This is a genomic window from Paenibacillus sp. BR1-192, from assembly GCF_029542445.1.
GTDB classification, from domain to species: Bacteria; Bacillota; Bacilli; order Paenibacillales; family Paenibacillaceae; genus Paenibacillus_AQ; species Paenibacillus_AQ lautus_A.
The window spans coordinates 7,051,408-7,076,953 of the sequence record NZ_CP120718.1; the positions used below are offsets into that span (position 1 = coordinate 7,051,408).

At 51.2% G+C, this 25,546-nt stretch carries 24 protein-coding genes and 1 pseudogene; 8 read left to right on the forward strand and 17 right to left on the reverse strand.

From position 1 onward, the window contains the following. Positions 1-405 precede the first annotated feature (405 nt). The 6 genes and pseudogenes from P0X86_RS32370 to P0X86_RS32395 all read right to left on the reverse strand — a co-directional run bounded on the left by P0X86_RS32370 (position 406) and on the right by P0X86_RS32395 (position 4,615). The gene (locus P0X86_RS32370) at positions 406-1,011 is read right to left on the reverse strand and encodes a hypothetical protein (RefSeq protein ID WP_277747402.1); all 606 of its coding nucleotides are present in this window, start codon (positions 1,009-1,011) and stop codon (positions 406-408) included. Positions 1,012-1,096: 85 nt separating this feature from the next. Next, a pseudogene (locus P0X86_RS32375) lies at positions 1,097-1,204 on the reverse strand (23S rRNA (pseudouridine(1915)-N(3))-methyltransferase RlmH); the annotation flags it as partial. A gap of 209 nt (positions 1,205-1,413) precedes the next feature. After that, the gene (locus P0X86_RS32380; protein ID WP_277747403.1) at positions 1,414-2,109 is read right to left on the reverse strand and encodes a hypothetical protein; all 696 of its coding nucleotides are present in this window, start codon (positions 2,107-2,109) and stop codon (positions 1,414-1,416) included. Between the two features lie 55 nt (positions 2,110-2,164). After that, the gene (rlmH, locus tag P0X86_RS32385; RefSeq protein WP_090909602.1) at positions 2,165-2,644 is read right to left on the reverse strand and encodes a 23S rRNA (pseudouridine(1915)-N(3))-methyltransferase RlmH; all 480 of its coding nucleotides are present in this window, start codon (positions 2,642-2,644) and stop codon (positions 2,165-2,167) included. 191 nt (positions 2,645-2,835) lie between these two features. Next, entirely contained in the window at positions 2,836-3,960 is a 1,125-nt protein-coding gene (locus P0X86_RS32390; RefSeq protein WP_255250696.1) for a cytochrome P450, read from the reverse strand. Positions 3,961-4,036: 76 nt separating this feature from the next. After that, on the reverse strand, positions 4,037-4,615 hold the full coding sequence (locus tag P0X86_RS32395; RefSeq protein WP_277747404.1) for a TetR/AcrR family transcriptional regulator: 579 nt from the start codon (positions 4,613-4,615) through the stop codon (positions 4,037-4,039). Between the two features lie 267 nt (positions 4,616-4,882). Here P0X86_RS32395 and P0X86_RS32400 point away from each other — a divergent pair, with 267 nt between their 5' ends. The 3 genes from P0X86_RS32400 to P0X86_RS32410 all read left to right on the forward strand — a co-directional run bounded on the left by P0X86_RS32400 (position 4,883) and on the right by P0X86_RS32410 (position 5,958). Then, positions 4,883-5,056 carry a DUF3934 family protein gene (locus tag P0X86_RS32400; protein WP_277747405.1) on the forward strand — a complete coding sequence of 58 codons (174 nt, stop codon included), beginning with the start codon at positions 4,883-4,885 and terminating at the stop codon, positions 5,054-5,056. A gap of 54 nt (positions 5,057-5,110) precedes the next feature. Then, positions 5,111-5,554: a HEAT repeat domain-containing protein gene (locus P0X86_RS32405; RefSeq protein ID WP_481858242.1), complete on the forward strand. Its 444-nt coding sequence runs from the start codon at positions 5,111-5,113 to the stop codon at positions 5,552-5,554. Positions 5,555-5,664: 110 nt separating this feature from the next. Then, entirely contained in the window at positions 5,665-5,958 is a 294-nt protein-coding gene (locus tag P0X86_RS32410; protein WP_090909598.1) for a hypothetical protein, read from the forward strand. Positions 5,959-6,051: 93 nt separating this feature from the next. Here the strand turns inward: P0X86_RS32410 and P0X86_RS32415 are convergent, their stop codons facing one another. The 3 genes from P0X86_RS32415 to P0X86_RS32425 all read right to left on the reverse strand — a co-directional run bounded on the left by P0X86_RS32415 (position 6,052) and on the right by P0X86_RS32425 (position 9,236). After that, positions 6,052-7,098 (reverse strand): GTPase, encoded by a 1,047-nt coding sequence (locus P0X86_RS32415; protein ID WP_277747407.1) that lies wholly within the window; start codon positions 7,096-7,098, stop codon positions 6,052-6,054. A 187-nt stretch (positions 7,099-7,285) separates the two neighbouring features. Next, positions 7,286-7,453, reverse strand: coding sequence for a CxxH/CxxC protein (locus tag P0X86_RS32420; protein ID WP_007129186.1), 168 nt, complete (start codon positions 7,451-7,453; stop codon positions 7,286-7,288). Positions 7,454-7,868: 415 nt separating this feature from the next. Further along, positions 7,869-9,236 (reverse strand): S1C family serine protease, encoded by a 1,368-nt coding sequence (locus P0X86_RS32425; RefSeq protein WP_015738095.1) that lies wholly within the window; start codon positions 9,234-9,236, stop codon positions 7,869-7,871. 1,121 nt (positions 9,237-10,357) lie between these two features. Here P0X86_RS32425 and P0X86_RS32430 point away from each other — a divergent pair. Continuing rightward, complete coding sequence (locus tag P0X86_RS32430; RefSeq protein WP_277747408.1) at positions 10,358-10,621, forward strand: alpha/beta-type small acid-soluble spore protein; 264 nt, start codon at positions 10,358-10,360, stop codon at positions 10,619-10,621. 146 nt (positions 10,622-10,767) lie between these two features. On the opposite strand, the gene P0X86_RS32435 is transcribed toward P0X86_RS32430, so the two are convergent. From P0X86_RS32435 to P0X86_RS32465, 7 genes are all read right to left on the reverse strand, one after another. Beyond that, positions 10,768-11,571, reverse strand: coding sequence for an MBL fold metallo-hydrolase (locus tag P0X86_RS32435; RefSeq protein ID WP_009591509.1), 804 nt, complete (start codon positions 11,569-11,571; stop codon positions 10,768-10,770). Between the two features lie 7 nt (positions 11,572-11,578). Then, positions 11,579-12,328, reverse strand: coding sequence for a two-component system regulatory protein YycI (yycI, locus tag P0X86_RS32440; RefSeq protein ID WP_009591504.1), 750 nt, complete (start codon positions 12,326-12,328; stop codon positions 11,579-11,581). A 37-nt stretch (positions 12,329-12,365) separates the two neighbouring features. Then, positions 12,366-13,640, reverse strand: coding sequence for a YycH family regulatory protein (locus P0X86_RS32445; RefSeq protein ID WP_213580864.1), 1,275 nt, complete (start codon positions 13,638-13,640; stop codon positions 12,366-12,368). Further along, a complete protein-coding gene (walK, locus tag P0X86_RS32450) occupies positions 13,637-15,466 on the reverse strand; it encodes a cell wall metabolism sensor histidine kinase WalK (RefSeq protein WP_277747409.1) in 1,830 nt (609 codons plus the stop codon). The genes P0X86_RS32445 and walK overlap by 4 nt, the downstream gene beginning before the upstream one ends. Further along, positions 15,466-16,197 carry a response regulator YycF gene (gene yycF, locus P0X86_RS32455; protein WP_009591483.1) on the reverse strand — a complete coding sequence of 244 codons (732 nt, stop codon included), beginning with the start codon at positions 16,195-16,197 and terminating at the stop codon, positions 15,466-15,468. The genes walK and yycF overlap by 1 nt, the downstream gene beginning before the upstream one ends. Before the next feature lie 651 nt (positions 16,198-16,848). Continuing rightward, on the reverse strand, positions 16,849-18,417 hold the full coding sequence (locus P0X86_RS32460) for a peptidoglycan DD-metalloendopeptidase family protein (RefSeq protein ID WP_213580866.1): 1,569 nt from the start codon (positions 18,415-18,417) through the stop codon (positions 16,849-16,851). A gap of 280 nt (positions 18,418-18,697) precedes the next feature. Continuing rightward, a complete protein-coding gene (locus tag P0X86_RS32465) occupies positions 18,698-19,384 on the reverse strand; it encodes a hypothetical protein (RefSeq protein ID WP_277747410.1) in 687 nt (228 codons plus the stop codon). 253 nt (positions 19,385-19,637) lie between these two features. On the opposite strand from P0X86_RS32465, the gene P0X86_RS32470 reads away from it, so the two are divergent. The 4 genes from P0X86_RS32470 to P0X86_RS32485 all read left to right on the forward strand — a co-directional run bounded on the left by P0X86_RS32470 (position 19,638) and on the right by P0X86_RS32485 (position 23,610). Next, on the forward strand, positions 19,638-20,315 hold the full coding sequence (locus P0X86_RS32470) for a response regulator transcription factor (protein WP_277747411.1): 678 nt from the start codon (positions 19,638-19,640) through the stop codon (positions 20,313-20,315). Next, positions 20,312-21,691 carry a sensor histidine kinase gene (locus P0X86_RS32475; protein WP_096777257.1) on the forward strand — a complete coding sequence of 460 codons (1,380 nt, stop codon included), beginning with the start codon at positions 20,312-20,314 and terminating at the stop codon, positions 21,689-21,691. Before P0X86_RS32470 ends, P0X86_RS32475 begins: the two co-directional genes overlap by 4 nt. Before the next feature lie 120 nt (positions 21,692-21,811). After that, positions 21,812-22,912, forward strand: coding sequence for an ABC transporter permease (locus P0X86_RS32480; RefSeq protein ID WP_277747412.1), 1,101 nt, complete (start codon positions 21,812-21,814; stop codon positions 22,910-22,912). After that, positions 22,912-23,610, forward strand: coding sequence for an ABC transporter ATP-binding protein (locus tag P0X86_RS32485; protein ID WP_096777259.1), 699 nt, complete (start codon positions 22,912-22,914; stop codon positions 23,608-23,610). The genes P0X86_RS32480 and P0X86_RS32485 overlap by 1 nt, the downstream gene beginning before the upstream one ends. Before the next feature lie 439 nt (positions 23,611-24,049). Here the strand turns inward: P0X86_RS32485 and P0X86_RS32490 are convergent, their stop codons facing one another. Next, positions 24,050-25,339, reverse strand: coding sequence for an adenylosuccinate synthase (locus tag P0X86_RS32490; protein WP_009591501.1), 1,290 nt, complete (start codon positions 25,337-25,339; stop codon positions 24,050-24,052). Between the last annotated feature and the right edge of the window lie 207 nt (positions 25,340-25,546).

Here is a 25,546-nt window from a genome sequence, read left to right on the forward strand (position 1 = left end):
GGGGCTTCCCGTATTTGCGAGAAAGCCCCTAAATTAACGCAAAATCTGTAATCACATCATTCCACCAACGGACTTAAATATCATACGTAACACCAATATATAGTCTACCATCGGGTAAATCACTAGGATGGATGCCCACATTTCCCCAAGCAGTTAAAATGGTATCTGCTAACTTCTGAAATACCTCATGATCGTCCCATGATCCATAACTAGTATATAACTTTTGTAATTCCAAAGGAATTGCATCTATTACTCCTTTAAGGTATGGGGCAGACTCAAGAATCTCTTTATACTGCTCCTCTGAAAGACTCCCATTTATACTGTGGAAATAGCCAAGGAAATATGCATATGTTTTTAGGAGATATGAAATATGACCTTGAATTTCTCTAAAAAGCTTCCCTACGTCTAAATGTCCTTGATATTCTTCTTTGGCTTTTTACAACGGTTCAGTGTCTCAGGAATTGCTTCCAGAAATGATTCAATATACATATGATGATCAGATGGCTTAGAAGTTGATGATAATCTAGTTGCTATATACTCGCTCCAGATAAGATCAGCGTGTGTATAGGATACTTGACAAACAGTACTGTTTTTCCCAGCAAACAGATCATCTATCTCCGCCACATGGAACAGGTCAAATTTTAGAATGTCGTCATGCACATGACATAACTCATGATGGAAAATATGTACCGCATCTGAACTCGTTTCCTCGTTAAACATAGATAAAACAATACCAGGGTTGATGATAATGTTACAAACAAGTCTTTCATTTTCGACATAGGTAAGCATCTTGGCTACCGCAAGCCCCAAACCATTGTCAGTATATCCGGTACGCATTCCATTCTTCTTTTGAAAATCAATTAACTCTACACCGAAGTCATGTGGAATGAGTATGAGCTTGAGTGAGTCTAACTGAAGTACAGGTCTAACCGAATCGACTAATTTGATTATTCCTTCTCGGATAGTAGCTTTCTCTTCATCCGTCCATGGATAATTAATCTGTATCTCCATAACAATCACCTCTTTCACTCTTAAATTGATTTATCCATTATTTTGAAAATTGTAGTAACGATATATACCAATTTTTCGCTGTCACTTATTGCATTGTTCTCCCGATTAATCTATCCGCCCGGTAAATCTGCTCCACCAGCACCAGACGCATCGGTTGGTGCGGATAGATCATGCGGCCAAAGGAGAGAGTTTCTTCTCGGTACGGGATAGGGCCACGGGCGATTTCCGTATTTGATTATGATGAGAATCACTCTGGATCACAGGAAGTGCGTCGGCTGCATTGGTCTTGACTTCAAACGGGGGAGACTGTGCCCCTTCCGCTGGTAATATAGCCGAAGGCTTTCCCTTACCCAGAAGCCCCACAGTTGAAAAACCTCTGGGTTTGAAATATAACTATTAGACTTAAATTTCAGAACTTTGAAGCGTTTGTTCATCAAAAAACTTTAATGTATTGATGTACTTACTTGCAATAGACGGAGTTACTGGACCCATTTTTAAAAAGTTTTGAGTTAAGCCTTGGCGGCCATTTTCCCAAATTGTAGGCCAATTGACACAGTAGGTGTCGTAAGCTCCCATCCCTTTTATTTGAACATTATAACGAGTATAAATTCCAGTCTCACTTTCGAGATTAAATCGACTGCCAAAAAAATTAGCTGTATTTAATTGAAATAGCGCTGATGGAGTTAGAAATACACCTATCCAGTCTGATGCTTCATACCAAGAAGCTACTTCATCTACCGCTGGACCGATCATTATATTCTCACTGAGTTCTAATTCTCCATAAGCCGTTGCTCCTCTAAGAGGTATCTTTCTGGAAATTGAATTGCAAACTAAAAATCGATTAATAATACCATGAAATTCAATTGCTTTATTGATATCATCTCCATATGTAACCAAAGCGATAGTGTCTGAAATGCTCCTGATTTCTACTGTTAAATTACTCAGATGTGATGACATTATAGAATCTTCTTTATAGCTATCAATCCAAACTTGTGAAGCACCTATTAGGCTCTTGAGTACTGATATTGCATCTGTTTTTCGCTGCCATATTCCTTTCCATCCTAATACATCCATCAGTGAAATAGCACCATGCCTCATTTTTAGCCCCCCTAAATTATCCTCTGGCCAATGATTGAAAATAGATTTTTCGCCCTCACTTATGATACGGTTCCCCCCGATTAATCTTCACCGCCCGGTAAATCTGCTCCACCAGCACCAGACGCATCAGCTGGTGTGGCAGAGTCATCCGCCCGAAGCTGAGCTTCGTCTGGGCGCGCTTCAGGACGTCCTCGGATAGGCCGTTAGAGCCGCCGATGACAAAAGCCACGTTGCTGGTCCCGTACGTGCCCAGCTTGTCCATATGGGCCGCCAAGTCCTCGCTGGACCACAGCTGGCCACCGATCGCCAAGGCGATGACGTGGGTGTCCGGCTTGATGTGGCCGAGAATGCCGGCGCCCTCCTTCTCCTGCACTTGGCGCATCTCGGCTTCGCTCATGTTCTCCGGCGCCTTCTCATCCGGTACCTCGTGCACGGTCAGGCGCACATACGGCGCAAGACGCTTGCTGTACTCCGCAATGCCCTGAACCAGGTACTTTTCCTTCAACTTGCCTACGCATACGATCTGTATATTCATGGCGCTGTTTCGCTCCTTAAACTCGACTTTATGACGTTCATTCTAACATGGTGCCACTGCCAATTAAAGGACATACCATACGCATCCCACCTCCTAAGAGAGCTCTCACCCTCTTTCGAATCCACTAAACTCAAGCCGTATATTAAAAAAAGAGCCCTCTCCAACGGGAGCGACTCTTCTTCTCTTCCTATCTATTTTAAAATGACCGGCAGCTCTTTCAGCGCAAACATCATCGTGCTGTCCATCCGTGCCAGCTCTACGGAGCGGTCCCGGCGGTATTCGGGGTAACGGTCCAGCAAAGTCTGGAGGGCGATTCGGGACTCCATGCGGGCTAATTGAGAGCCCATGCAGTAGTGGATGCCGCTGCCCAGACCCAAGTGAGGGTTCGGATTCCGGTGAATGTTGAATACGTCCGGCTGATCAAACACATCCTCGTCATGGTTGGCCGAGGCCATCCAGATATAAACGAACTGTCCCTGCTTCAGCTCCTGTCCCCGCAGCACCGTGTCCTGCTTCACGCTACGGAACATCAGCTGAACGGGCGAGAAGTAGCGGAAGACTTCCTCAATGGCCCCAGGAAGCAGCTGTGAATCTCCAAGCACCGCTGCACGGACCTCCGGCAGGCTGTCGAAGGCGAGCACGGCCGAAGAGATCAGGTTGGTCGTCGTTTCGTTGCCGGCTACGAGAAGAAGAATGCAGAACCCGATAATCTCCAGTTCGGTCAGGTGTTCATTGTCGATACGGGCCTCGACCAGTTTCGTGATCAAATCGTCCTGCGGATGCCGGCGACGGTCTTCTGCGATCTCGGAGAAGTATTCGCTCATCTCGCGCTGGCATTGGAAATAGGCATCGGCATTGTCGCCCACCAGAGCATCCGACCAGGCCTTGAACCGTTCCCGATACTCCATCGATACGCCGAGCATTTCCGCGATCACCGTGATCGGTAACGGACTTGCGAGATCGGCCACGATATCCATCTTCCCCTTCTTCTCGGCTTCGTCCAATAGGGATGTCGTGATCTCCTGGATCTTGGGGGCGAGCGATTCGATCATGCGAGGCGTAAAAGCATGGGATACCAGCTTGCGCAGCTGGCGGTGCTTCGGCGGATCCTGCCGCAGCACACTGGATTCAATAGGGTCATCGGAGGATGAGGAGCCCTGGGAAGAGAACACTTCGTAATTCGTGAAGACCGCTTTGACATCCTCGTATTTAAATACGTTCCAGGCTCCGCCACCATCAATCGCCGCCACCGGAGATTCCGTCCGCATCTGGCGGAACCATTCCAGCGGGAGTAAACCGTTCTTATTCCATTCCATGCTTAACACCTTCGCTTTCCTCATCAAATTTGAACTGACTGGTCAGTTATAGGCATGTAAAAAAAGAAGGCCTTGCTTATTCAAGCGATATAAACAGGCCTTGGGTAATCATCGTGAATGCAAACCGCTCCAGATCCTCACGCGAATACCGATCTTGATGATTCAAGTAGTAATTGCAAGTGCTCTCCAGCGTACCGACGATGCTGGCAGCGGCCAGGTTGGGATCCACGGCACGGCACAGGTTCTCCTCACACTGTCCTTCTTCAATCATGCTTGCCAAAAAGCTTAAATAATTCCTCTTAAGCTCCTTTAACTCATCCAGGACATCCTGCTCGATACCGTTCGAAATCTCATTGAATACGATATGCGAGAAATGTCGGGATTCAAGAAACAAATCCAAATGATGGCGAATCGTCCGCTCAATCTTCTCCTTCATCGGCAGCGAGGAATTCAGATCCGCTTCCGTCCGCTGCATGATATCCTCAAGGCCCTGCTTCACCACCGTCTTGAAGAGCTGGGATTTGCCCGGGAAGTTGTAGTACAGCGTCCCCTTGGCAACCTGGGCGCGGGCGGCAATCTCGTCCATGCTTGCGCGGTGGTATCCGTTCTCGGAGAATACTTCAATGGCTGCTTGGATAATTTTTTCTTTGCTCACAATAGGGTCGGCCCTTTCACGGCTAAATTTAGTTCACTGCTCTTGTTCTGACTGGTCAGTTCAAAAATAAGATACCATGCTGGCAAAAATTAGTCAACGGATACGCCTTTCCTCCATATGAATGTTGGATTCCATCTCGATCTATTTCGATTCTTAGGTTTATTTCCGTGGTATCCTATACAAATGGACAAATACGGTGTATATTTCAACAGGGCTGGTAAAGAATCAGCATATAGGAACAAGAATATACCGTAACGGAGTGATGGGTTGAGTAAATCCAAGGGCAAGGGCGGAACAGGCAGAGGCACGGGCAAGAAAGGCTGGAGCCGATGGGATGCAAGCGCAAGAAGAGCCAAGAGTAAACCCAAACCTTATACCAGTAAAGGGACCAAGCAGGCGGACAATACAGCGGACGCCGATAATCATAGAGGTACCCCATAATGAACATATGGTTTTAAGAACCCCTGATACAACCTAATGAAGGAGATGAACGGATTGGACAATCAAGAAGTTTTGACGGACATGCCGTCGAATTATGAGGAATTGAAAAGCTCCGCCAACCGAAACGCCAATTGGAGAGAACGCTTAAGCGCCGTTGAAGAGCTGGGAAAATGGAAAAATCAAAAATCCATCGATATTTTGCTGCATAGACTGAATACGGATGCGGTTCACCAAGTACGGGAGGCTGCCTATCATAAACTCCTGGCCTTTGGCGAGGACGTGCAAATGCCCGAAGGACGCAAAGGCGAGCTGATGAAAGACGTTTCGAAGGTGCTCCTGCGCATCAAAAAAAGCCTTCCCCGTGACCACACGTATGAGGACTTCAAAGAAAAGCTGAAGAAGATGAGAATCGACATCTACGATACGTACGAGGGTGACAAAGGCGCCGACTTCGACAGCTGGCTGGAGCAAACCTGGTCTTCCTTGTTAAGAAGATAACGGTGCGCTCAGCCTTCCGGATGCCCACCATGTATATGAGAATTCCGGTTATGTTATACTGAACACAAATATTAATTTATAGGAGTGGTACTCTGAGAAAGCAAAAGCCCATGTCGTTTGATGATCTGCTGAAGGAATTGCAAGGCCAAAAATCGGTACAGGAGGATCCGGATAACATCTCTCTGGAAAAGCTGTTCAATGAATCGTTTATGCGTAAGCATTCATCCCACAACAGCTTTGGGGATTTTGTCGTAAAAGGCAACTTCCAAGTGGAAACGCACGAAGATATCGATAACATTCCGGACGAACTGTTTGACCGTCATGTCTCCAGAGAAACCGATTTCCCGGATTGGAAATCGATGCTGGAGCAGGCCAAAGCCGATCATGCGGCTGCCATGAAGTAATATCGCTGCTATGACGCAGCTATGATCAGGGGCCGAAGGCCCCTTTTTCTATTCCATCCTTTTAACGTGGTATGCATTTCGACATCGACTTGCTTACTTCGACTCGGACTTGGATTCCGAATCCGGTTCCGTCTCGGCCTTCTCTCTGAATTTCTTATAGAGCTTTGTAATATTCGCCGTATTGATCTCGATGTTGTGCTCGTAAGCGTATTTCACTGCATATCCCAGCGCCAAGGTCGTAGCACCCGCTACCGTCGCTCCGGCGACCGATCCCGCGCCAGGGAACACCTTCACGATCTGCCGGAAAATGCTCTTCCCGATATTCCCGAATATCGTGGCAATGACGAGCTCCTTCGCCGTCTCCTTGCTGATCGGCTTATTGTACAGAACCGCAAGCCGGGTAAGCAGACTCACTTGAATGCCGGTAATCGGAATGATATCCGACCCCGGGATGGGGGATGCGCCTACCGCTCCCGCCGAGATCGAGGCACCGATGATCCACCCGTTGGCGGTCGCCGACTTTTCCTTGATGCTTTTGGCAAAGAGGATGTCTTTAGACTTTTTTTTAAGTATCTCCAGAATGCTGCTCCGCAGCCGATCGATGTTCTGGCCCGTCCGTGAGGACACCGGCACAACCTCATAGCGCCCTCCGGTCTCCTTCCGCACACGCGCCACCAGGCGATCGATTTCATCCGCGGCGTCGATTTTGTTCAGCACGATAAGGATGTTCGAGTTAACGCCTTGAATTTTCTGAAACGACTTCTTCTCCGCCTCCGAGAAGACGGTGCCTGCAGCGTTCAGAAAGAACAGCACGATATCCGCCTGTTTATAGTAATTCAAGGTCACCTCCGAATTGGCGGTGTTCACATCATTCAATCCGGGTGTATCGATAAAGGATATATGGTCCTTGTACTTGTGCGGATGAATTTCCGTCGTTTCCCCAGGCTCTGCCCCGACGCCGGCCACCTCTTCGCCCACGATCCGGTTCATGGTGGAAGACTTGCCCGTATTCACGTCGCCAATCAGCGCAATGAGGATTTCCTGCTTCAACTGGCGGTTGATTTCATCCATTTCCTTCTCGTAGGCCTCATCGGCTGCCCTCTTGATCTCTTCCTCCCAAGCTTTTCCGTAGTCATCCATGTCTGATCGTCTCCATTCACGATAGGTTTTCGCGCCTCCGTGCAATCTATACATTCATCATACACTACGCAGGACTGTCCACCGAAGCTGCGTTTCTTCGATTCCCTTCATGATTCTCTTAAACAAAAAAAGCGTGAATTCATCACGCTTTCCCATTCGCATTATTTATTGAATTAAAAAATTCACATTACACAATTAAAAATTCAGCATGCTTCTCGCACTCCGCGCACTTCACCGGTGGGTCCCAGTCCGAAAACTCGGTCTCCTTCAGATCAACAATATCCGGGGCATCCTCATATTCATCCACGAAATTTTCGATCGCTAGTTCCACATGTTCCTTGCATACGACGTACATTCTATGCATCCTTTCTATCTTTCGCCTCATGTTGTGTTTACCTTCAAACCAGTATAGCCACTCTTCTGTTCTACCACACTCTACGAGAAAAAGAAATGTTTTTAACCCAATTGCCCATCCCCGCTGTATTTCAACCCACAAAAGCTTCCGATCCATCCATGGATTTCACATCCAAGGCCTTCCGCACAACTTGAATACAGGTGTGAGCAGCAAAAAAAGAGCGTGAAACACGCTCTTCTTTCGCGGCCGTTTCAACGGCTCGTATCTAACCTTTTTCAATCTCTCTATATATGGATACTATTCCATGCTAACGATAATATATACCCGCTATTTGTTTCAATAAACACCGAACAAACACATCTTTGCGGGAATTTGCACACTTGCTGTGCAAAATCGTCCGCCAAGACAGCCTGCGTTATTCTCCAGGCTTCTCTTCCAGCTTGACCTTCAGCGACTGCAGCTTGCCGTCACGATAGAAGGTCACGTTCAGGTCTCCGCCCACCTTCGTGTTGTAGTACAGGTGCTTGCGGAGCTCGAGCGTCGTTGTAATCGGTTTGCCATCCAGCTTCACGATCACGTCGTTCAGCTGCAGACCGGCATCCAGCGCAGGGCCAAGCGCATCCAGCACGACCACGCCTTCGGTTACCGTCTTCGGCAGCTTGAGATCCTCCTTCTCCTTCTTGCTCAGCGGAGCATACGGATTGCTCAAGTCGACGGTGTATACGCCGAGATAAGGGCGGGCAATATGCCCCTTCAGCATCAGCTCGGTTACGACCTCCGTAATTTCGTTGACCGGAATCGCGAACCCGAGTCCTTCGACGCCGGTGTCGGCAATCTTCATCGTGTTGATGCCGATGACTTTACCGTTCAGGTCCACCAAAGCGCCTCCGCTGTTGCCCTCGTTAATGGCTGCGTCGGTCTGGATGACCTCCTGCTCCCAGTCGTAAATGCCGTCCTGGTTCAGGGATACCGGAATGATGCGGTTGGTATAGCTGACAATCCCGGAGGTCAGCGTATCGCCCAAACCCAGCGGGTTACCGATAGCGATGACCGTTTCGCCGAGACGAAGCTTGGAGGAGTCTCCAAATTCGGCAACCTCGCCGATGCCTTTGCTGTCAATTGACAGAACGGCAATATCGCTGACGTTGTCCGTGCCGACCAAGGTCGCTTTTTTCTTCTCGCCGCCTACCAGCACAACCTCCAGGGAATCGGCGCCTTCCACCACATGGTTATTCGTAATCACGAAGGCTTTGCCCTCGAGTTTCTTGAAGATGACGCCAGATCCAAGGGCATCCTCTTGCGAGCCGCCGAAATCTTCGCCGAAATCAAAATCATCGCCGAAGTCGAACCCTTCCGGAAGCTCAAAGTCGCCCTCATCCTCAGGCAGCGTGCCGGATTCCTCTTCCAGACCTTCACCCTCGATCCCTTCCTCTTCAGGCAGCGGAGTCTCTTTGTGCGTCAATACGCTGACAACCGCAGGACGCACCTTCTGGGCAGCGCTAATAATCCGTTCATATGGATCGCCATCCGACGTGGACAGCTGATGACTGCCATTGATCATGGTAATCGGTGACGACGTCGCAGGATGACCTGTAATGAAGCTGAACAGCATCACCGCAATCAAGGCGCTGCACACGGAACTGATCGCGGAAATCTGGAATGTGGATAAACCCTTCCTGCGGCGGGTGGACCGCCACTTCGTTCGCTCAGATCGGTCCTCGCTGGTATTTTTGCTCCGTCTGGAAATTTTAGTTGAATAGAAATCATCGTCAAACAATCCCATTGCGATCCCTCTCTCCCCTTGGTTGCTACGCGTCAAGATACTTTACCAGCTTCAGACCTACCGCCATTACCGACTGACCTACTAAAATCATCTTGTCGTCATAACAACCGCCTTGCACCGCATGTATCTATCTTTCTATGAATCGGCAGCGTGCCACCTGTTAAATATCTCTCTATTGTATGACTCTTCTGCGGCTCAAAAAGTTGCATTTTTGAGCTCTGTCTTTGAACTTTTAGTGAAATATCGCTCCTTATCCAATATTTGAACCCACAGCCAGAAATCTAGTTCCAGAAAAGGTATGTATTGACACCCGACCGTTCAAAAAAGACCCTGTATCCTTCTATTACCACAAACAGGGCGTTTTAAGCGCGAAACATCCGTTTTTTTCTAAAAAAGATGGGAATACCTGGGTTGGCTTCATTTGGCGTATACAAGCACCCTGTCCTCTAGTTCGTTGCAGGTGCTTAACCACAGCCCTCAGACCTTCCGGTGCTCCTATTGTACCACACGAACACAGGTTCACGTCAGCTTTCTTTGGTAAAAACAAATGCTAAATTGATGGCAATTTTAAGAGTCTGTGTAACGAGAGATTTTACATTCGATTCATAGCGATTGTCCAGGTGAACACAATACCCTTGTATACGAGACAGACAGCCAAAAGGTTCCATTTTTCGAGGATATTCCATGACCCCTTCTTCCGGCATTCCCGCAATCCTGGCAGCGGCAGCCCTTGATTCGTGCATTCCCCCTTTAAAGACTATACCGAACAAATGTGTTAAGAAAATGGCAACACGGTTGGTCTTCCAGGCCAAATATGTTCATTTCGGAGTACCGCGCTACATCTCTCCGGCGACCCACACATCATTCCTATTTGGATTCACCGTCACTTATTCTTTCCTAAGCTCTCCGCTGCAAAAATACTTCCCCGTCCCCTCTGCAGTATGCCTGCAGACAAGGCTCGTCTGCCCTGTTTGGCCTATCAAAAAAGCACATTGCCTGCTTAAGCCATAGGATTTCGACCTGCTTCTCCGCTTTCTGGCACTGGTTAGGTTATCCATTCATCTGCAGGTTGCCCGCAGGGAATGTTATGAAGGGGAAACCATATGCAAGGAGGGTTAAGGATGGCAAGAAGGTCACGGCGGCACCGGAGTCCCGAAATGCAGCAGTTCATGACTAACGTGATGCGAAACGAAGGCTATCAAGTCGACCCGCAGCGGCAGCAGGACCTCAAATATGAGGTGGCCAAATCACTCGGCGTACCGCTGAAACCCGGCGACAACAGAGACCTGACCACCGAACAGGCGGGTAAAGTCGGCGGTGCCATCGGCGGTGCCATGGTTCGGGAAATGGTTCGTATGGCGCAAGAAAGCCTCAGCAAGCGTTAGAGACGAGCCGTTTCTCAGCATGTGATGCGTCCGTCCGCAACAGCAAAAACAGCCCCACGTCATCATGGGGCTGTTTTGCTCATGCCTATTTTAAGATATCCATGTTATGAATGCTGAATTCGTCCAAGGCAAGCTGTCTCACTAAACTATTCCCCGACTTTATCCCAAGGGGTCGGACGGTCATAATACGTATCGCACAATTTAAACTCGCTGTCCTTGAAGAAGCAGCCGCGGTCTTCCATCGTATCGCGTACGGTCATTCTTGCCAGGTCCATCATGTTATGATCCAGGCTAAGATGGGCCAGATACGTCCGTTTGGTATCGCCCGTCAGCAATTCGCTTAACGCATCGCCTGCCGAATTATTCGACAAATGCCCCATATCGCCGAGAATCCGGCGCTTGGTATTCCACGGATACCGTCCCATCCGGAGCATCTCGATATCGTGATTGGCTTCCAGCACCAGCACATCCGATCCATCCAGCGCTTTCTTCACCTTGTCGCTGACATAACCGAGGTCCGTGGCAACGCCCAGCTTCTCGTCGCCGTCATAGAAGCAGTAACCGACCGGTGCCGCAGCGTCATGGGATATTTCAAACGGCTCCACCCGCAGCGTGCCAAAATCCTTGACCTCATGACTCTCCAGCACAATCCGGTTCTCTTCCGCAATCTTGCCCAGCGACTTGCTCATCGCTTCCCACGTTTTCTCATTCGCATAGATCGGCAGATTGTATTTGCGCGCCACCGCGCCAAGCCCCCGGATATGATCCGAATGCTCATGCGTGACCAGAATTCCGTCGATTTCTTCTCCCATCATTTCGCGTTCCTTCAACAGCTCATCGATGCGCCTTGCACTTAGGCCCGCATCGATCAGCAGTGTCGTATCCTCATTGCGGACAATGGTCGCATTGCCCGTTGAGCCGCTCGACAGCACGGAAAATGAAATCCCCATAGTCTTGTTACTCCTTTGTCGTATCGCTTTTTGGCGTCAGCACATCCCCGCTGATGCCCTGCACATAGATCATCTCGCCATGATCCAGCGTAAACCGCCAGGTCGGTGCTGCCAACTGATCCTCTGTATTAAACAACTGCCCATAATAACCAAGCTGAATATCGCGTACCGCCGAATCAGGCGGGATGAAATTACGTTCGATAAGGGTTTCCAAAGCCTTCGATGCAGGCAGAACCTTCTGTTCCTCCATATCGCTGCTTGGCAGAATCTCAAACACGGGTTCGCGAAACGCATGAATCTTCTGGGCTTCATGGATAAACTCCAACTCCACGTTAAACAGCGGCCATTCCTTCTGCACCAACGGCCGGAATATGAAGACATTCTCCTTGTCCGACGGCTCGTCATGGCGATAGTTCCCGAGATCCGCAATCTTGCCTTCCAGCGCATTGCGCAATTCCTTCTCATCGGCATAAATCAGCTTCGTGTCCACCGGCTGCTCCAGTCCTACCGGCTCGCCCTGGGCTTCCGCGCTGTAGATATAATTAATTTTGGGCAGCTGCGGCGTTTCCGTCGGGATCGGACTCAGCAATTGAATCCCATTCTCCTCCATCACCTGCTGGGTGCTCTCGGAAAGCGAGGTGAAATCCAGATTGGAGCCGACCTGCTCGCGGTAATCCATCCAGAGCTGATAGCCCAGTACCAGATTCAGCAGCAAAAACGCGTAAATCAGAACATTTTTGGCACGGCCCCAATCCATGAATATCCCTCCTTGTGATTCAATGTACCCCGTATGATTACTCGAGTATGACAACCGAGCCGTTCTGGAGCTTTAAAGCCCATACCGGCTTCAGCAGCAGCCCTTCTCCCGTCAGCACCGGTAAATAGGCGGGATCCAGACCTGTAACCACACTCTCCTCGTAAGGCTTCAGCTTCGCTTCCAAGGCCTCGCCTCCCGTAAGCTTTACCATCTGTTTCTTCAAAGAGGCCGGCTCGAGATATAACAGCGAGCGCTCATAGGAGGTTACCGTTCCCTGCTGCAAGTCCAATTCCATGACGCCATATTGGAAGCCTGGCGTATTCAGGATCGGAAATCCGCCGTAGTATTGCTGGAATTTCACCAGCGTCCGATCCTCGGATTCACCCGCTTTAGCCAGCCTGTATGTGCCGTTCCAGCCCCCGTGCTGATTCACGAAATCGATGGCGGACAGCACATCCTTGCCGGGACTGCTCTCTCCGGATGGCGGCGCAGCCGGATCGGTATAGCTGATCCATTTCTGTCCCTGGTCTACCTGGAGGCTCCGCTTACTGTCCGTATAAATCTCGGAGCCGTCTTTTTCCCGAATGTTGCGGGTGATGCTTGGGTCAAAAAACAGGCTGCGCTGCATTTGATCAACCGTATATTCCCCGATCGGCAGCTCAATGCTGACCATATTCAGCTCCTTCTCCGGAGTATAATACCGGCCTTCCACCATCTTATACGGCGTCCAGCTCAGCCCGAAGTCCACCAGCTGATCCACGTCCTGTACGGTCAAATCCGCCTGGGCGGCTTCATAGACGACATCGCCCTCCGTACTGAAAAACATGACATGGATCTTCGCTTCGCCTTCCACGCTGTACAGCCACATTTTGTTGATGCTTTCCCCTTCAAACAGGGTATCCGGGACGATTTGCATCACTCTCTGGAGCAGCGTTACCGGAATGCCTGAATCAAAGCTCAGCTCAATGCCTCGATTCTCGGAACGAACCTTGGCCCAATCGATGTTGCTGACCATCCGCCGCTGGAAATTATCAAAGGTCCGGCCTTTAAGCCGGTTATACACGAGATTATAGAACGTATCGTTCGGATAGAACACCGTATGCTTGTCTTCGCCCAGATGAATGACCATTTTGTCGGGAAAGAGCAGATTCTCGGGCTTCTCTTCCGGCCCCATCTCCTCGGTTCGGATATAGGCGTCCTTCGATTGCACAACCGAGTCGCTGCCCGGAAAACGGAAAATCAACACATAACTCTGTACCAAGCTGCCAACGACCAACAGGACCAGCAGCACGGTTTTCAATCGTTCCTTCACGCTAACACCCTCCCCTCATCGTCCAGGGGCAAGGTAAAGGTCACCGTGGTGCCCTTCTCCAATTCGGATTGAAGCGTAATGAAACCTCCATGTGCCCTGACAATTTCCCGGGCAATGGACAGACCGAGGCCCGTTCCGCCTAAATTGCGCGTCCGTGCTTTATCCACCCGATAGAAGCGCTCAAAGATCCGGTCCAGATCCTTCTTCGGAATACCGATCCCGGTATCCTTAACGGATAAGGATAACATGCCTTCCTCCGTTATGCTTGCATCCATGGTGATGGTGCCTCCGTCCGGCGTATATTTAAGGGCGTTGGATATCAGGTTATCGAGAACCTGGTCAATGCCGTCCCGGTCCAGCATCGCCGTGGATACGCCCGGCTTCACTTCGATAATGGTGCGAATATGCTTTTGCTTCATTTGGAAAGAGAATCGGTCCTCTACGTCCTCCAGCATTTCCACGATGTCCGTCCGCTCCTTATGCAGAGCGGCCTCCTTGGAATCCAGCCGGGACAAATGCAGCAGGTCCGTCACCAGCCGGATCATCCGGCCGGTCTCATTTTGGATGACGCCGACGAATCTCGGCCCCATCTGTTTATCCTCCAGTGCGCCATCCTCCAGCGCCTCGGTATAACTCTTGATGGTGGTCAGCGGCGTGCGCAGCTCATGGGATACATTCGCCACGAACTCCCGTCGGGATGCCTCCAGCTTCTCCTGCTCGGTGACGTCCTGCAGCACGGCAATCGTACCCGTGATGCCGATCTCCCGCCGGTGAATCGGCGTGAAGGTCACACGCATCATGAACGGCTCGCTGCCCTCGCGCGGCGTAATCTCAAGCAGCTTCGAATCATGGCCTTCGCCGCGCGCCAAGGCTTCGGATTCGGATTCTTCCAGGCCCAGCAGAGACACGATATCGTGTCCTGCCAGTTCTTCCCCCTCCACGCCCAGCATTTCGCCGGCGCGCCGGTTCATCAGGATGACACGCCCTGCCTCATCGGTTGCGATCACGCCGTCGCTCATATTCGTCAGGATTGAAGCAAGCTTCTCCTTCTCTTCTTCGTTCTGCGAGAGAGCTTCGCGCAGACGGCTGGTCATATAGTTGAACGCCTGGCTGAGCTGGCCGATCTCATCGCTGCCGAATACCGGCGTTTTCTCGGTAAACCGGCCATCCGCGACGGCCCGCGCGTGCTTGGTCAGCTCCTTGATCGGATGAGTAATCGTATGCGACAGGATGACGCCGAGCACCGCGGTCAAGCCGAGGGCCAAGAGAATGCCCGATATAAAAATATTGTTGATCCGCTGCATCGTGCTGTACAGCTCGCTCATGCTGGCTACGATATATATCGCGCCGACGATTTTCTCGTTGTACATGACGGGCTTGGCCACCACTTTTTTGCGGATATTATCATCGTCGATGATGTACTCTTCATTATCCTGTATTCCCTGCAAGGCCCGACTGACAACCGTCTGCGTGTTCTTGGTGCTCACATAATCGGCATGGGAGGGCAGCGAGGTAGTCAGTACCCGCCCGGTGGAATCCAGCACCTGGATCTCGGCGCCGTTCAGGTTGAACAGATTGTTCACCATGACGCGCAGGCTCTCGATCGGATCCTCCTCGGTATCGTTCTCGCCGCCAAGGGTTTTGGCCGCCAAAACCGACATCAGTTCGGCGCGTTCCTGCAAGTCCTTCGTGAAGTTGCTGGTCAGCGAGTTCTTCATCGCACTCACAAAATACACCCCGATCAGCTGCATCGCGATCAGAATGAGAAGGACATAAATGATGATGACCTTCGCCTGGATGGTGCGGAAGAAGGACAGCCACTTCATTACAGGCCTCCGTTTTTCGCGCTGCGCATCAGGTAGCCCAGTCCGCGCCGAGTCAGGATATATTCCGGTTTGCTCGGATTCTCTTCAATCTTCTCGCGAAGCCGGCGGATCGTCACGTCCACGGTTCGCACATCGCCAAAGTATTCAAAGCCCCATACCGCCTGCAGCAAATGTTCCCGAGTCATCACTTTGCCGGCATTACGGGCCAAATAATAAACCAATTCATATTCGCGGTGCGTCAGATCGAGCGCTTCCCCGCTTTTATATACCATGTACATGTCCGTATCAATAAACAGCTCAAACAGCCGCAGGCCTTGTCCGCCTGCACTTGTGCCGCCTGTGTTATCCGCCGAGTTGTCCGGCTTCTGCTGACGTCGCAGATGCGCCTTCACGCGTGCGAGTATTTCTCTCGTGCTGAACGGCTTCGTCACGTAATCATCCGCCCCGAGCTCAAGCCCAAGCACCTTGTCGATCTCTCCGTCCTTCGCCGTCAGCATGATGATCGGGATCTGCAGGTTAGCGGCACGTACCTCGCGGCACACGTCCATTCCGTCTTTGCCGGGCAGCATCAAATCAAGCAGCATCAAATCCGGCCGCTGCGTGAGCGCAATCTCCACGGCGCTGATGCCGTCAAAGGCGCAGATGACCTCATAGCCCTCTTTTTCCAAGTTAAACTTTAAAATATCGGCGATGGGCTGTTCGTCATCCACCACCAGAATGGTTCCCTGCATCTTCCTGTTCACCTCATACCTTCTTAAAGAGGATGTTCAAAAAGTCCCTTTTTGAACTCACACTTAAACGGTCTTCTTTCCATTTTACCACACCTGCCGCCGCTACACACCCACTGGTCCGCCATTCGGAGAGCGGCAGCGATCGCCTTTGGATTCGGAAAATCTCATCATAAGCGGCATTCCTATTTTCCGAATTCAACAGCGACGGAGGAGGATACCGCTTGCGACACCACTGCAGACTATTTTCCCGTTCTGCCCCACTCACACCGCCTCCCCTACGGCCGCCCCGATTCAGGGGGCGGCCATCCGCTTCGCAGCTTAGCTGGAGTACACGGGGATGGATCCGACAGATAAGGGAAATACCCTCTACCGCAGCATGCGGTGTCATTCGGAGAGCGGCAGCGATCGCCTTTGGATTCGGAAAATCTCATCATAAGCGGCATTCCTATTTTCCGAATTCAACAGCGACGGAGGAGGATACCGCTTGCGACACCACTGCAGACTATTTTCCCGTTCTGCCCCACATCCCCAAATCACCGCCTGCAAGACGCAAAGATGGCCGCCCCCGTTAAGGAGCGGCCATCTTCACTATTATGATATATGAACCAATAATGGCTTATGTCGCATTGGTTTACCTAGTATAACACAGAACTACAGATATTTCATCGGATTTTGGGCAACTCCATTTTTTTGCACTTCGAAATGTAGATGCGTCCCGGTGGAACGGCCCGTATTACCCATGACGCCCAGCTTGGAGCCTTGTCCAACAGACTGGCCGTTGCCGACGGAAATCTTGCTCATATGCCCATACAGCGTGCGATATCCATTGCCGTGATCGACAATGACGACGTTGCCGTAACCGCTCTGCTGACCCGCGAAGACCACTCTTCCGGAGGCCGCTGCCATAATGGTGCTTCCGCCAACCATATCAATGCCCTCATGGCTTCTTCCCCACCGATGTCCGAAGGAGCTTGTAATGCGCGCCCCGCTCACCGGCCAAGCGAACATGCTGCCGCTGGACTTCTGGGTCACCGCTGCCGCTTTTTTCTTCGGTGCTACCTTGGTTCCTTTGTACACCACTTCCGGCAGGGATTCCTGAACCACCTGTTGGCCTGTCCACTGCTTGGAGATAACCTTGCCGTTCTCTTTGGTCACGATGTAATCCACCGTCTTCACGCCGTCCCGTCCGGGACGGACGACCTTCCGCTTGCCCAGCGGGAGCTCGCTGCTCTTGCGAACAATCGTCTCTGGTTTGCTCGGCTGCTTCACCGACACCGTCTCCACCGTTCTGACCGTCAGCGGCGCTTCCGGCTTCGTCACCTGCAGCTCGGCCCCGATCTGAACGTATTTCTCTTCGAGCCCGGGATTGAGCGCCATGACGTCGGCAGACTTCATGCCAAAATGCTGTGCGATCGAGGAAATCGTATCTCCCTCTTTCACCGTGTACACCACCGGCTTGTCCTTCGTGCCGGTCAGCACCTTGACCGCTTCTTCCACGTCCAGCACCTTGTTCGGGTCAGCCTTCGTGTTGGCAAGCGAAATCTTCTCCTTGATGTCCACGGACTCGAGCCCGCTTGCGTCATCCTTCTTCTTGCTCGATGCCGATGCGGACGTTTTCGTGAAAGCGACTCTCTGCGTCTTCTCCCTCTGCGCAGCAGCCGGAGCGAACTTCAGCTTAGCCGCTTCGACGGCAGCCTTGGCCGTCTGTTGATCCTTCACGATCGCCACCGTCTTGCCATCCACCTTCAGCTCCACGCCGCGGGCATATGCTTTCAGCATGCCATCCAGCTTATGAAGCGTCTCCTCGCTGTTCACGACCGGTTTATAGGAACGGTCGGCCTTCGTGGTGATGCCGTCGGTATGAAGCACCATGGGCACATCAGGGTACTTCTCCTGATATTCCTTTTGCTTCGCTTTCAGCAGCTGGTCAAGCTGGGCATCTTCTTGAATGGTACCGATCGATTTCCCATCGACATACACATGATAGAACGGAATTGTATTCGCATTCACGTAAGCTTTTCCGCCGGTATATATCGATCCTGCTATGAGCAATACCCCTGCCGACATCCAAATCCATCTGCGCGGTGATGTCCACCCCCGCTTTGGCGGATTCGACGACATCGGGGACTCCTGATTTGAGTTGTGATTGAGGGTAGACTGATCGGCCGCTTGCTTGCGCAAGATGCTGTCCATCCACCGTTTCCCCTTAGAACCTTTCATGTCTCTCTCCTTTAAGCCTTGTCCATATGTAAGAATCCGTTATTCGTTCATCTGAACTTGCTGACTTAGCATTGAATGTGACACAACCTGTCAAAAGGTATCAAAATTTTAACCTTTTCGATCTTCGTATACTTTAACATAGCCTTTACAATCATTTCAAGTTTACGAAAATAGCGAAAAAACCCGCGTCCCGCGCGGGTTTCCTGATATTTTCCAATATGGGGCTTTTGCATGTCGGTGACAAAACGGTGACAGAGCCTGCCTGAAACCCGTCATACCGTTATTCTTTGAGCATGGTGATCAGTTTATCGAATTCTTCCGGATTCAAATATTTGGATATGCCCTGCTCGATCTCCGCAAGCTCCGCAGCGGTCAGACCGTCCTCCATCGCCTCAGAGATCTTCTGCATTTCGGATTGGGGCAGCTTGTTCATCAGCATGGCGAAAATCTCTTCCTTCTCCTCCGTTGGCAAACGGTCCTTCCGGTCCACGATGTCCCCCGGTGTCATGACAATCTCCTGATCTTCCAGGGAGGAGTCGCCAGACTCTGTCGTATTCATGCCCATGACGGGCAGGGAATTATCCGGTGCTTCTTCATCGTTCAAAGTCTCCCCTGACGTTCCCGTTGATCCTGAACTCGTCTCTTCGTCCTCCTTGGCCCCTCCATTCGTTTGGGTGCCGGCTTCCGATTCCGGTTCATCGTCCGCAGCGCCCTGATCTTCTTCCAATTGGCGATTGTCCTTCGCGGCATTGACGCTGCCTGCATCCGGCTTGGTGCCGGAGCCCACGCCCAGCATCGACTTCATAATACCTCCCACCCCCATTGGCTCCGCTTCCAGTTGAATGTTAAAGCTGGATAACACCGATTGAATATAGGCATTCACGACGATGCCCGTGGTCACAATCGTAAGCGTGCTCACCAGAATGGCGGTCAAGCTGATTTTCAGCAGCCATTTCATCCACTTCATCCGTATCTCCTCCTTCCTCATGCACGCTGCAATGACATGACGATTATTGCTTTCTTTTTCCAGTATTGACCACTCGGTATTGCTTCAATCGTGGGAATCGCCAATTTTTCTACTTCGAATCTGATATATTTCATGATTCGGTTCCTTTTAGGCCACACTACTTCCATGCGATAGAGCGCTCCATCGACCGCACCAGGGAATGTATGATACATATATAGTCATTGGAACGCTTATGAAGGAGGTCAATCTAGCAATGATTCATATATTGATCGCAGATGACGACGCGCATATTCGAGAGCTCCTGCTATATCATCTTCAAACCGAAGGATACACGGTATTCACTGCAGCTGACGGGGAAGAAGCTTCTGCCCTTTTGGCGGAAGAACAGGTTCACCTGGCTGTCGTGGATGTCATGATGCCGAACAAGGACGGGTATCAGCTCTGCGAAGAAATCCGGCGTTATTATGATGTACCCGTCATTCTTCTGACCGCCAAGGATCAGCTTGTAGACAAAGAGAGAGGTTTTGCCGTCGGCACGGATGATTACTTAACCAAGCCGTTTGAACCAAGGGAGCTCCTGTTTCGAATCAAAGCCCTGCTGCGGCGATATCAAATGGTCAGCGCGGACAAAATCCGTCTGAACGAAACGACCATCGACCGCAAAAGCTACGAAGTTCAGGGACACGGAAAAGTACTGATGCTGCCGATGAAGGAGTTTAAGCTGCTCTCCCAGCTTGCGAGCTATCCGGACCGGACGTTCTCGCGCGAGGAGCTGATTCAGCTCATCTGGGGAACGGATTTTGACGGAGATGACCGGACCGTGGACGTTCATATCAAACGACTCCGGGAACGCTTCGCGGACCGAAGCGGCGATTTCCGAATACGGACCGTTCGGGGCGTAGGATATAAATTGGAGGCGGCGCCGCAGTGAAAACCCTCTATTCGCGCATCGTCCTCACCACCATCGCCATCATGGTGATCAGCAGCTTGATTGCTTTTGTGCTGTCTAATCTGTACTACCAATACAATCTCAAGCCCTTTAACGATCAGAAGGTCACCACCATGGCCAAGGATATCGGGGACTTTTATGACAGCCACCCGGAGACGGACATCCATGATTATCTCCATCACATCGGCCAGCTCGGTTATCAATTCTATTTGGTGAATGATCAAGGCAAGGAGTGGTTCTACGGCGGCATGTTCCGTGAACAGGACCTCTCGCCCGAAACGGTGCGGCAAGTGCTGAACGGGAAGGTGTACCATGGCATTGCGGAGTTTCCGTCGGAGCTGTTCATTACCGGCTTTTTCGACAATGTCCTAAGCAACTCCATCGGCATCCCCATACAGGTAGAAGGCAGCCCTCACGCACTCTTCCTCAGGCCCGATATTACCGTCCAGTTCGGGGAGATGCGTATCTTCTTCTCCATCATTATGGTCATTGCCATCCTGCTGAGCATCCTGCTTGTCGGCATTATTACGCGCTATATCGTGAAACCGATCGTGAAGTTAACCGAGGCCACCCAGAGCGTGGCGCAGGGCCAATATGACATTAAGCTGAACGTTACCCGGCGTGACGAGCTGGGGCAGCTTGCGGACCATTTTTCCCAGATGGCCAAAGGACTAGCGCAATTAGAGCAGATGCGCCAGGAGTTTGTATCCAATGTCTCGCATGAAATCCAGTCGCCGCTGGCCTCCATTCAGGGTTTCTCGCAGACGCTGCAAACCAAGCGCTTGTCCGAGGAACAGCAGCAGCATTACTTATCGATCATTGAGGCGGAGAGCCGCCGGATGTCACAGCTCAGCAAACAGCTGCTTATGCTGGCGTCCCTGGATAAGGAAGAGAACATTCTCGATAAATCCACCTTCGACGTGGCCGAGCAAATCAAGCAAGTGCTGCTCCACACCGAATGGAACTGGCGCAGCAAAGATTTGACCATCGATATGTCGCTGCCGCCGACCTATGTTTACGGCGATCAGCAGCTGCTGCATCAGGTATGGACGAACCTCATCACCAACAGCATTAAATTCACCGCACCTGAGGGCGCCATCTCCCTGCGTGTGATCGAACACAACAAACAATGCCGCATCGAGATCTCCGATACGGGCATTGGCATTCCGCAGGAGCACCTGCCCCACATCTTCAACCGGTTCTACCGCGTGGATGAGGCCCGTGACCGCTCCGAGGGCAGCAGCGGATTGGGTTTATCCATTACCCAGAAAATTGTCGAACTGCATGGCGGACGTATTGAGGTCACGAGTCAGCCTGGAAAGGGAGCCACCTTCACCGTGATCCTTCCTAACGTATAATGCAGCCTAATCTCAAGTTCATGCTCTGTTCATATTCCATTCCTATACTTGGGGCATATCCCGCAGAGATTAATAACCGAGGGATGTGCTGCTTAATGATCAGGAATGGAGATGAGAAACATGTTTCTTGCACTGCGTGAACTTCAACATGCGAAGCTGCGCTATCTGCTGATTGGCTTCATTATGGTACTGATTGCCTGGCTCGTCCTGTTCGTCACGGGATTGGCCCAGGGGCTTTCCTCCGATAACGCCTCTTCCATACAAAATATGAAAGCCGACTACCTGGTGCTTCAGGAGGAGTCCGATCATCGGATCAATCGTTCCGTACTAACCGGCGAGATCTGGAAAGAAGTGCAGAGCCGCCCGGGTGGAAACCCGGCCACTCCGCTCGGAGTACACATGAACACCTTGACCAAGGAAGGCTCCGCAGCCAAATTCGATGCGGCTTTTTTTGCCATTGATGTGGAGAGCATGCTGGCACCCCGAGTCGTTGAAGGCACCATGATTAGCAATACGGATGCCGACCTTGTGATGGCCGACCGCTCCTTGAAAGAGGACGGGTACCGGCTGGGCGACCGGATCGTGGATCAGGCTACAGGCGCCACGTTTACGATTGCTGCCTTTACGGAGGGACAATCCTTCAGTCATGCCCCGGTCATTCACATGAACTTTGAGGGGTGGAAGGCGCTTCAGCCAAACCCGTCGAAGCCAGCGCCTATCTATAATGCCATCGCTTGGAATGGAACTCCGGAGCAGAAGGAAGCCTTGGTCCGGGACGTATCCGGCATCGAGATGATCACGAAAGAGGAAGCCCTGCAGGGGATTCCCGGTTTTCAGGAGGAGCAGGGTTCTCTCATCATGATGATTGTGTTCCTGTTTGTGATTGCAGCCTTCGTGCTGGCCGTGTTCTTCTACGTCATGACGATTCAGAAAATGAATCAGTTCGGAGTCCTGAAAGCCATCGGCGCGGGGACCGGCTATCTGGTGAGGAGTCTGATCTTTCAGGTCCTGACCCTCACCATCGTCAGTCTTGCGATCAGCATCGGCTTGACGTACGGGGTTTCGCTCCTGTTGTCCGGGATCGTGCCGTTTTCGTTAACGCCTTCGGTCGTTCTGCTCTGTTCCTTGCTGTTCCTGGCGGTTTCCCTGATGGGATCGCTATTATCGCTATATCGGGTCATCAAGATCGATGCAATCGAAGCTATCGGGAGGGCTGCATAATGACATCATCCAAGCTGTTGATGGATCAGGTAAGCAAAGAATTCGGTGACGGGGACACCTCAGCTAAAGTACTGGACAACATTTCACTGGATATCAAGGGTGGGGAATTTGTCGCGGTGGTCGGACCTTCCGGTTCGGGCAAAAGCACCTTTCTCTCCATTGCCGGGGCACTGCTATCCCCTACCCGGGGACGAATATGGATGGGCGATCAGGAGGTCACCCGGCTCCCCGCCAAACAAATGAATCAGCTGCGGCTGCGCCATATCGGATTTGTCTTTCAATCTTCCAATCTCATTCCGTATCTGACGGTCCGCGATCAGCTGCTCTTGATGGCCAAGCTGGCTAACCAGCACGGCCAGGAGCCGCATCGGCGGGCAGATGATCTGCTTCACCGGCTGGGCTTGTCGCATCGCAAGTCTCGGTATCCCGAGAGCCTGTCCGGCGGCGAACGGCAGCGGGTTGCCATTGCCCGGGCATGGATGAACGATCCGGAGCTCATATTGGCAGACGAGCCGACGGCAAGTCTGGATTCCGAGCGCGGCCGGACGGTCGTTCAAATGCTCGCCGATGAAGTGAAGCTGCGCCGGAAAGCTGCCATCATGGTCACGCATGACAAGCGCATGCTGGATCTATGTGACCGGGTCGTCTATATCGAGGACGGCAAGCTGTCCGAACGGACGCAGCCGATTGTGTTGTAGCATGACAAAAACCGGATTCATCCCTAGGCAACCTAGTCGATGAATCCGGTTTTTTACTATGCTGGACCGCCGTGTGCCTTGTCCAGCGCTCAAGAAGGCCATACGTCTATTCGAAGGTTCGTATGGCTTCTGTCCCCCCTACATGGATCTGACTGCATTCATCCGCTGTTTTTAGCCCCAATTCCAAATGATCAGCGTGCTGCCCTCTATGTCTATCTCCATTATAGGGTGGATGGGCGGATGACTAGGGGATAATATTCTTTAGCTGAAGGGACAAATTCTTCTACCTATTGAACAGCTATGGTATGCTCGAAAGCCATCTCCTATCCCGGATCTCCTACAGCCATAAAAAAGCCCGCCGACCCCTATCTTCGGCGGGTGTATTTCACATAACTTAAAGTTGAACTTTCACTCTCTCTATTCTTGGTCCAACGCTTGATTACTTCTCATAAATCGGCAGCACTTGATTCGTCTGCTCCCGGTTGCGGCCGACGGAGAAGATGGCAATCGGAATGCCGGTCAGCTCGGATACCCGCTCAACATAACGGCGAGTGTTCTCAGGCAGATCCTCCAGCGTCTTCGCGCCGGTTATGTCTTCGCTCCAGCCTGGCAGCTCTTCATAGATGGCTTCGCACTCGGCTAGCATTTTCAAGCTGGCCGGGTAGTGCGTAATCTCCTCACCGCGGAATTTATATGCGGTACAAATCTTCACGGTCTCCAGTCCGCTGAGCACGTCCAGCGAGTTCAGGGACAGGCCGGTAATTCCGCTTACGCGACGGGCATGGCGCACAACTACGCTGTCGAACCAGCCTACGCGACGAGCACGCCCGGTTACCGTGCCGTACTCATGTCCTTTTTCACGGATATATTCGCCGATTTCATTATCCAGCTCCGTTGGGAATGGTCCGTCTCCTACACGCGTCGTATAGGATTTGGCCACGCCGATGACTTGTTGAATCTTCGACGGCCCTACGCCGGAACCGATGCAGACGCCGCCTGCAGAAGGATTCGAAGACGTAACAAACGGGTACGTCCCTTGGTCGATATCCAGCATGACGCCCTGCGCGCCTTCGAACAATACCTTTTGATTCTCATCGATGGCATCATTCAAGACAACGGAGGTGTCGCGCACATATTTACGAATAACTTCGGCGTACTCCAGGTATTGCGTCAGGATCTCTTCAACATCAAGCGCTTCCCCGCCGTACACCTGGGTAATCACTTGGTTCTTCTCCTTCACCAGATGGCGAAGCTTCAATTCGAACTCTTCCGCATCCATCAGATCTGCGATCCGGATGCCGTTGCGTGCCGCTTTATCCATGTAGCAAGGGCCGATCCCCTTGCGCGTTGTACCGATTTTGTTCGGACCTTTGCGGTCCTCTTCCAGAGCATCCAATACCATATGATAAGGCATGATAACATGAGCACGATCGCTGATTACCAGGTTGTCTGTGCTGAACCCGTTATCATGAATATAATTAATCTCTTCAATGAGTGCAGCCGGGTTAACGACCATACCGTTACCGATTACACAGGTTTTGTCTTTATAGAATACTCCGGATGGAATCAAGCTAAGCTTGAATTTTTTACCGTCAATCAGAATGGTGTGGCCGGCATTGTTGCCGCCTTGGTAACGGGCTACCACGTCGGCGCTTTCCGCCAAATAATCCGTGATTTTCCCTTTCCCTTCATCTCCCCATTGTGTTCCCACAACGACTACCGTTGACATATTCATTCCTCCGCCCGGGCTGTTACACCCTTATGATTTCGCGTAACACTGATGAAATAAATCTCTGCATGCTGATTAAAGTTCAACCTCACTGCACTAAAGCAGCAATACCAGTGTAACAGTCCCCATTTTTAAAGTCAAATACAAAAACGAACAATCGCACATCAGTGTGTACGATTGTTCGGAATTAGGACGAGATTATAGATG

Excerpts from the sequence above, each read along its gene's own strand:
- P0X86_RS32370 (WP_277747402.1), bottom strand. The coding sequence starts at position 1,011 with ATGGAGATACAGATTAATTATCCATGGACGGATGAAGAGAAAGCTACT.
- P0X86_RS32380 (WP_277747403.1), bottom strand. The coding sequence starts at position 2,109 with ATGAGGCATGGTGCTATTTCACTGATGGATGTATTAGGATGGAAAGGA.
- rlmH (WP_090909602.1), bottom strand. The coding sequence starts at position 2,644 with ATGAATATACAGATCGTATGCGTAGGCAAGTTGAAGGAAAAGTACCTG.
- P0X86_RS32390 (WP_255250696.1), bottom strand. The coding sequence starts at position 3,960 with ATGGAATGGAATAAGAACGGTTTACTCCCGCTGGAATGGTTCCGCCAG.
- P0X86_RS32410 (WP_090909598.1), top strand. The coding sequence starts at position 5,665 with ATGTCGTTTGATGATCTGCTGAAGGAATTGCAAGGCCAAAAATCGGTA.
- P0X86_RS32415 (WP_277747407.1), bottom strand. The coding sequence starts at position 7,098 with ATGGATGACTACGGAAAAGCTTGGGAGGAAGAGATCAAGAGGGCAGCC.
- P0X86_RS32420 (WP_007129186.1), bottom strand. The coding sequence starts at position 7,453 with ATGTACGTCGTATGCAAGGAACATGTGGAACTAGCGATCGAAAATTTC.
- P0X86_RS32425 (WP_015738095.1), bottom strand. The coding sequence starts at position 9,236 with ATGGGATTGTTTGACGATGATTTCTATTCAACTAAAATTTCCAGACGG.
- P0X86_RS32430 (WP_277747408.1), top strand. The coding sequence starts at position 10,358 with ATGGCAAGAAGGTCACGGCGGCACCGGAGTCCCGAAATGCAGCAGTTC.
- P0X86_RS32435 (WP_009591509.1), bottom strand. The coding sequence starts at position 11,571 with ATGGGGATTTCATTTTCCGTGCTGTCGAGCGGCTCAACGGGCAATGCG.
- yycI (WP_009591504.1), bottom strand. The coding sequence starts at position 12,328 with ATGGATTGGGGCCGTGCCAAAAATGTTCTGATTTACGCGTTTTTGCTG.
- walK (WP_277747409.1), bottom strand. The coding sequence starts at position 15,466 with ATGAAGTGGCTGTCCTTCTTCCGCACCATCCAGGCGAAGGTCATCATC.
- yycF (WP_009591483.1), bottom strand. The coding sequence starts at position 16,197 with ATGCAGGGAACCATTCTGGTGGTGGATGACGAACAGCCCATCGCCGAT.
- P0X86_RS32460 (WP_213580866.1), bottom strand. The coding sequence starts at position 18,417 with ATGAAAGGTTCTAAGGGGAAACGGTGGATGGACAGCATCTTGCGCAAG.
- P0X86_RS32465 (WP_277747410.1), bottom strand. The coding sequence starts at position 19,384 with ATGAAGTGGATGAAATGGCTGCTGAAAATCAGCTTGACCGCCATTCTG.
- P0X86_RS32470 (WP_277747411.1), top strand. The coding sequence starts at position 19,638 with ATGATTCATATATTGATCGCAGATGACGACGCGCATATTCGAGAGCTC.
- P0X86_RS32480 (WP_277747412.1), top strand. The coding sequence starts at position 21,812 with ATGTTTCTTGCACTGCGTGAACTTCAACATGCGAAGCTGCGCTATCTG.
- P0X86_RS32485 (WP_096777259.1), top strand. The coding sequence starts at position 22,912 with ATGACATCATCCAAGCTGTTGATGGATCAGGTAAGCAAAGAATTCGGT.
- P0X86_RS32490 (WP_009591501.1), bottom strand. The coding sequence starts at position 25,339 with ATGTCAACGGTAGTCGTTGTGGGAACACAATGGGGAGATGAAGGGAAA.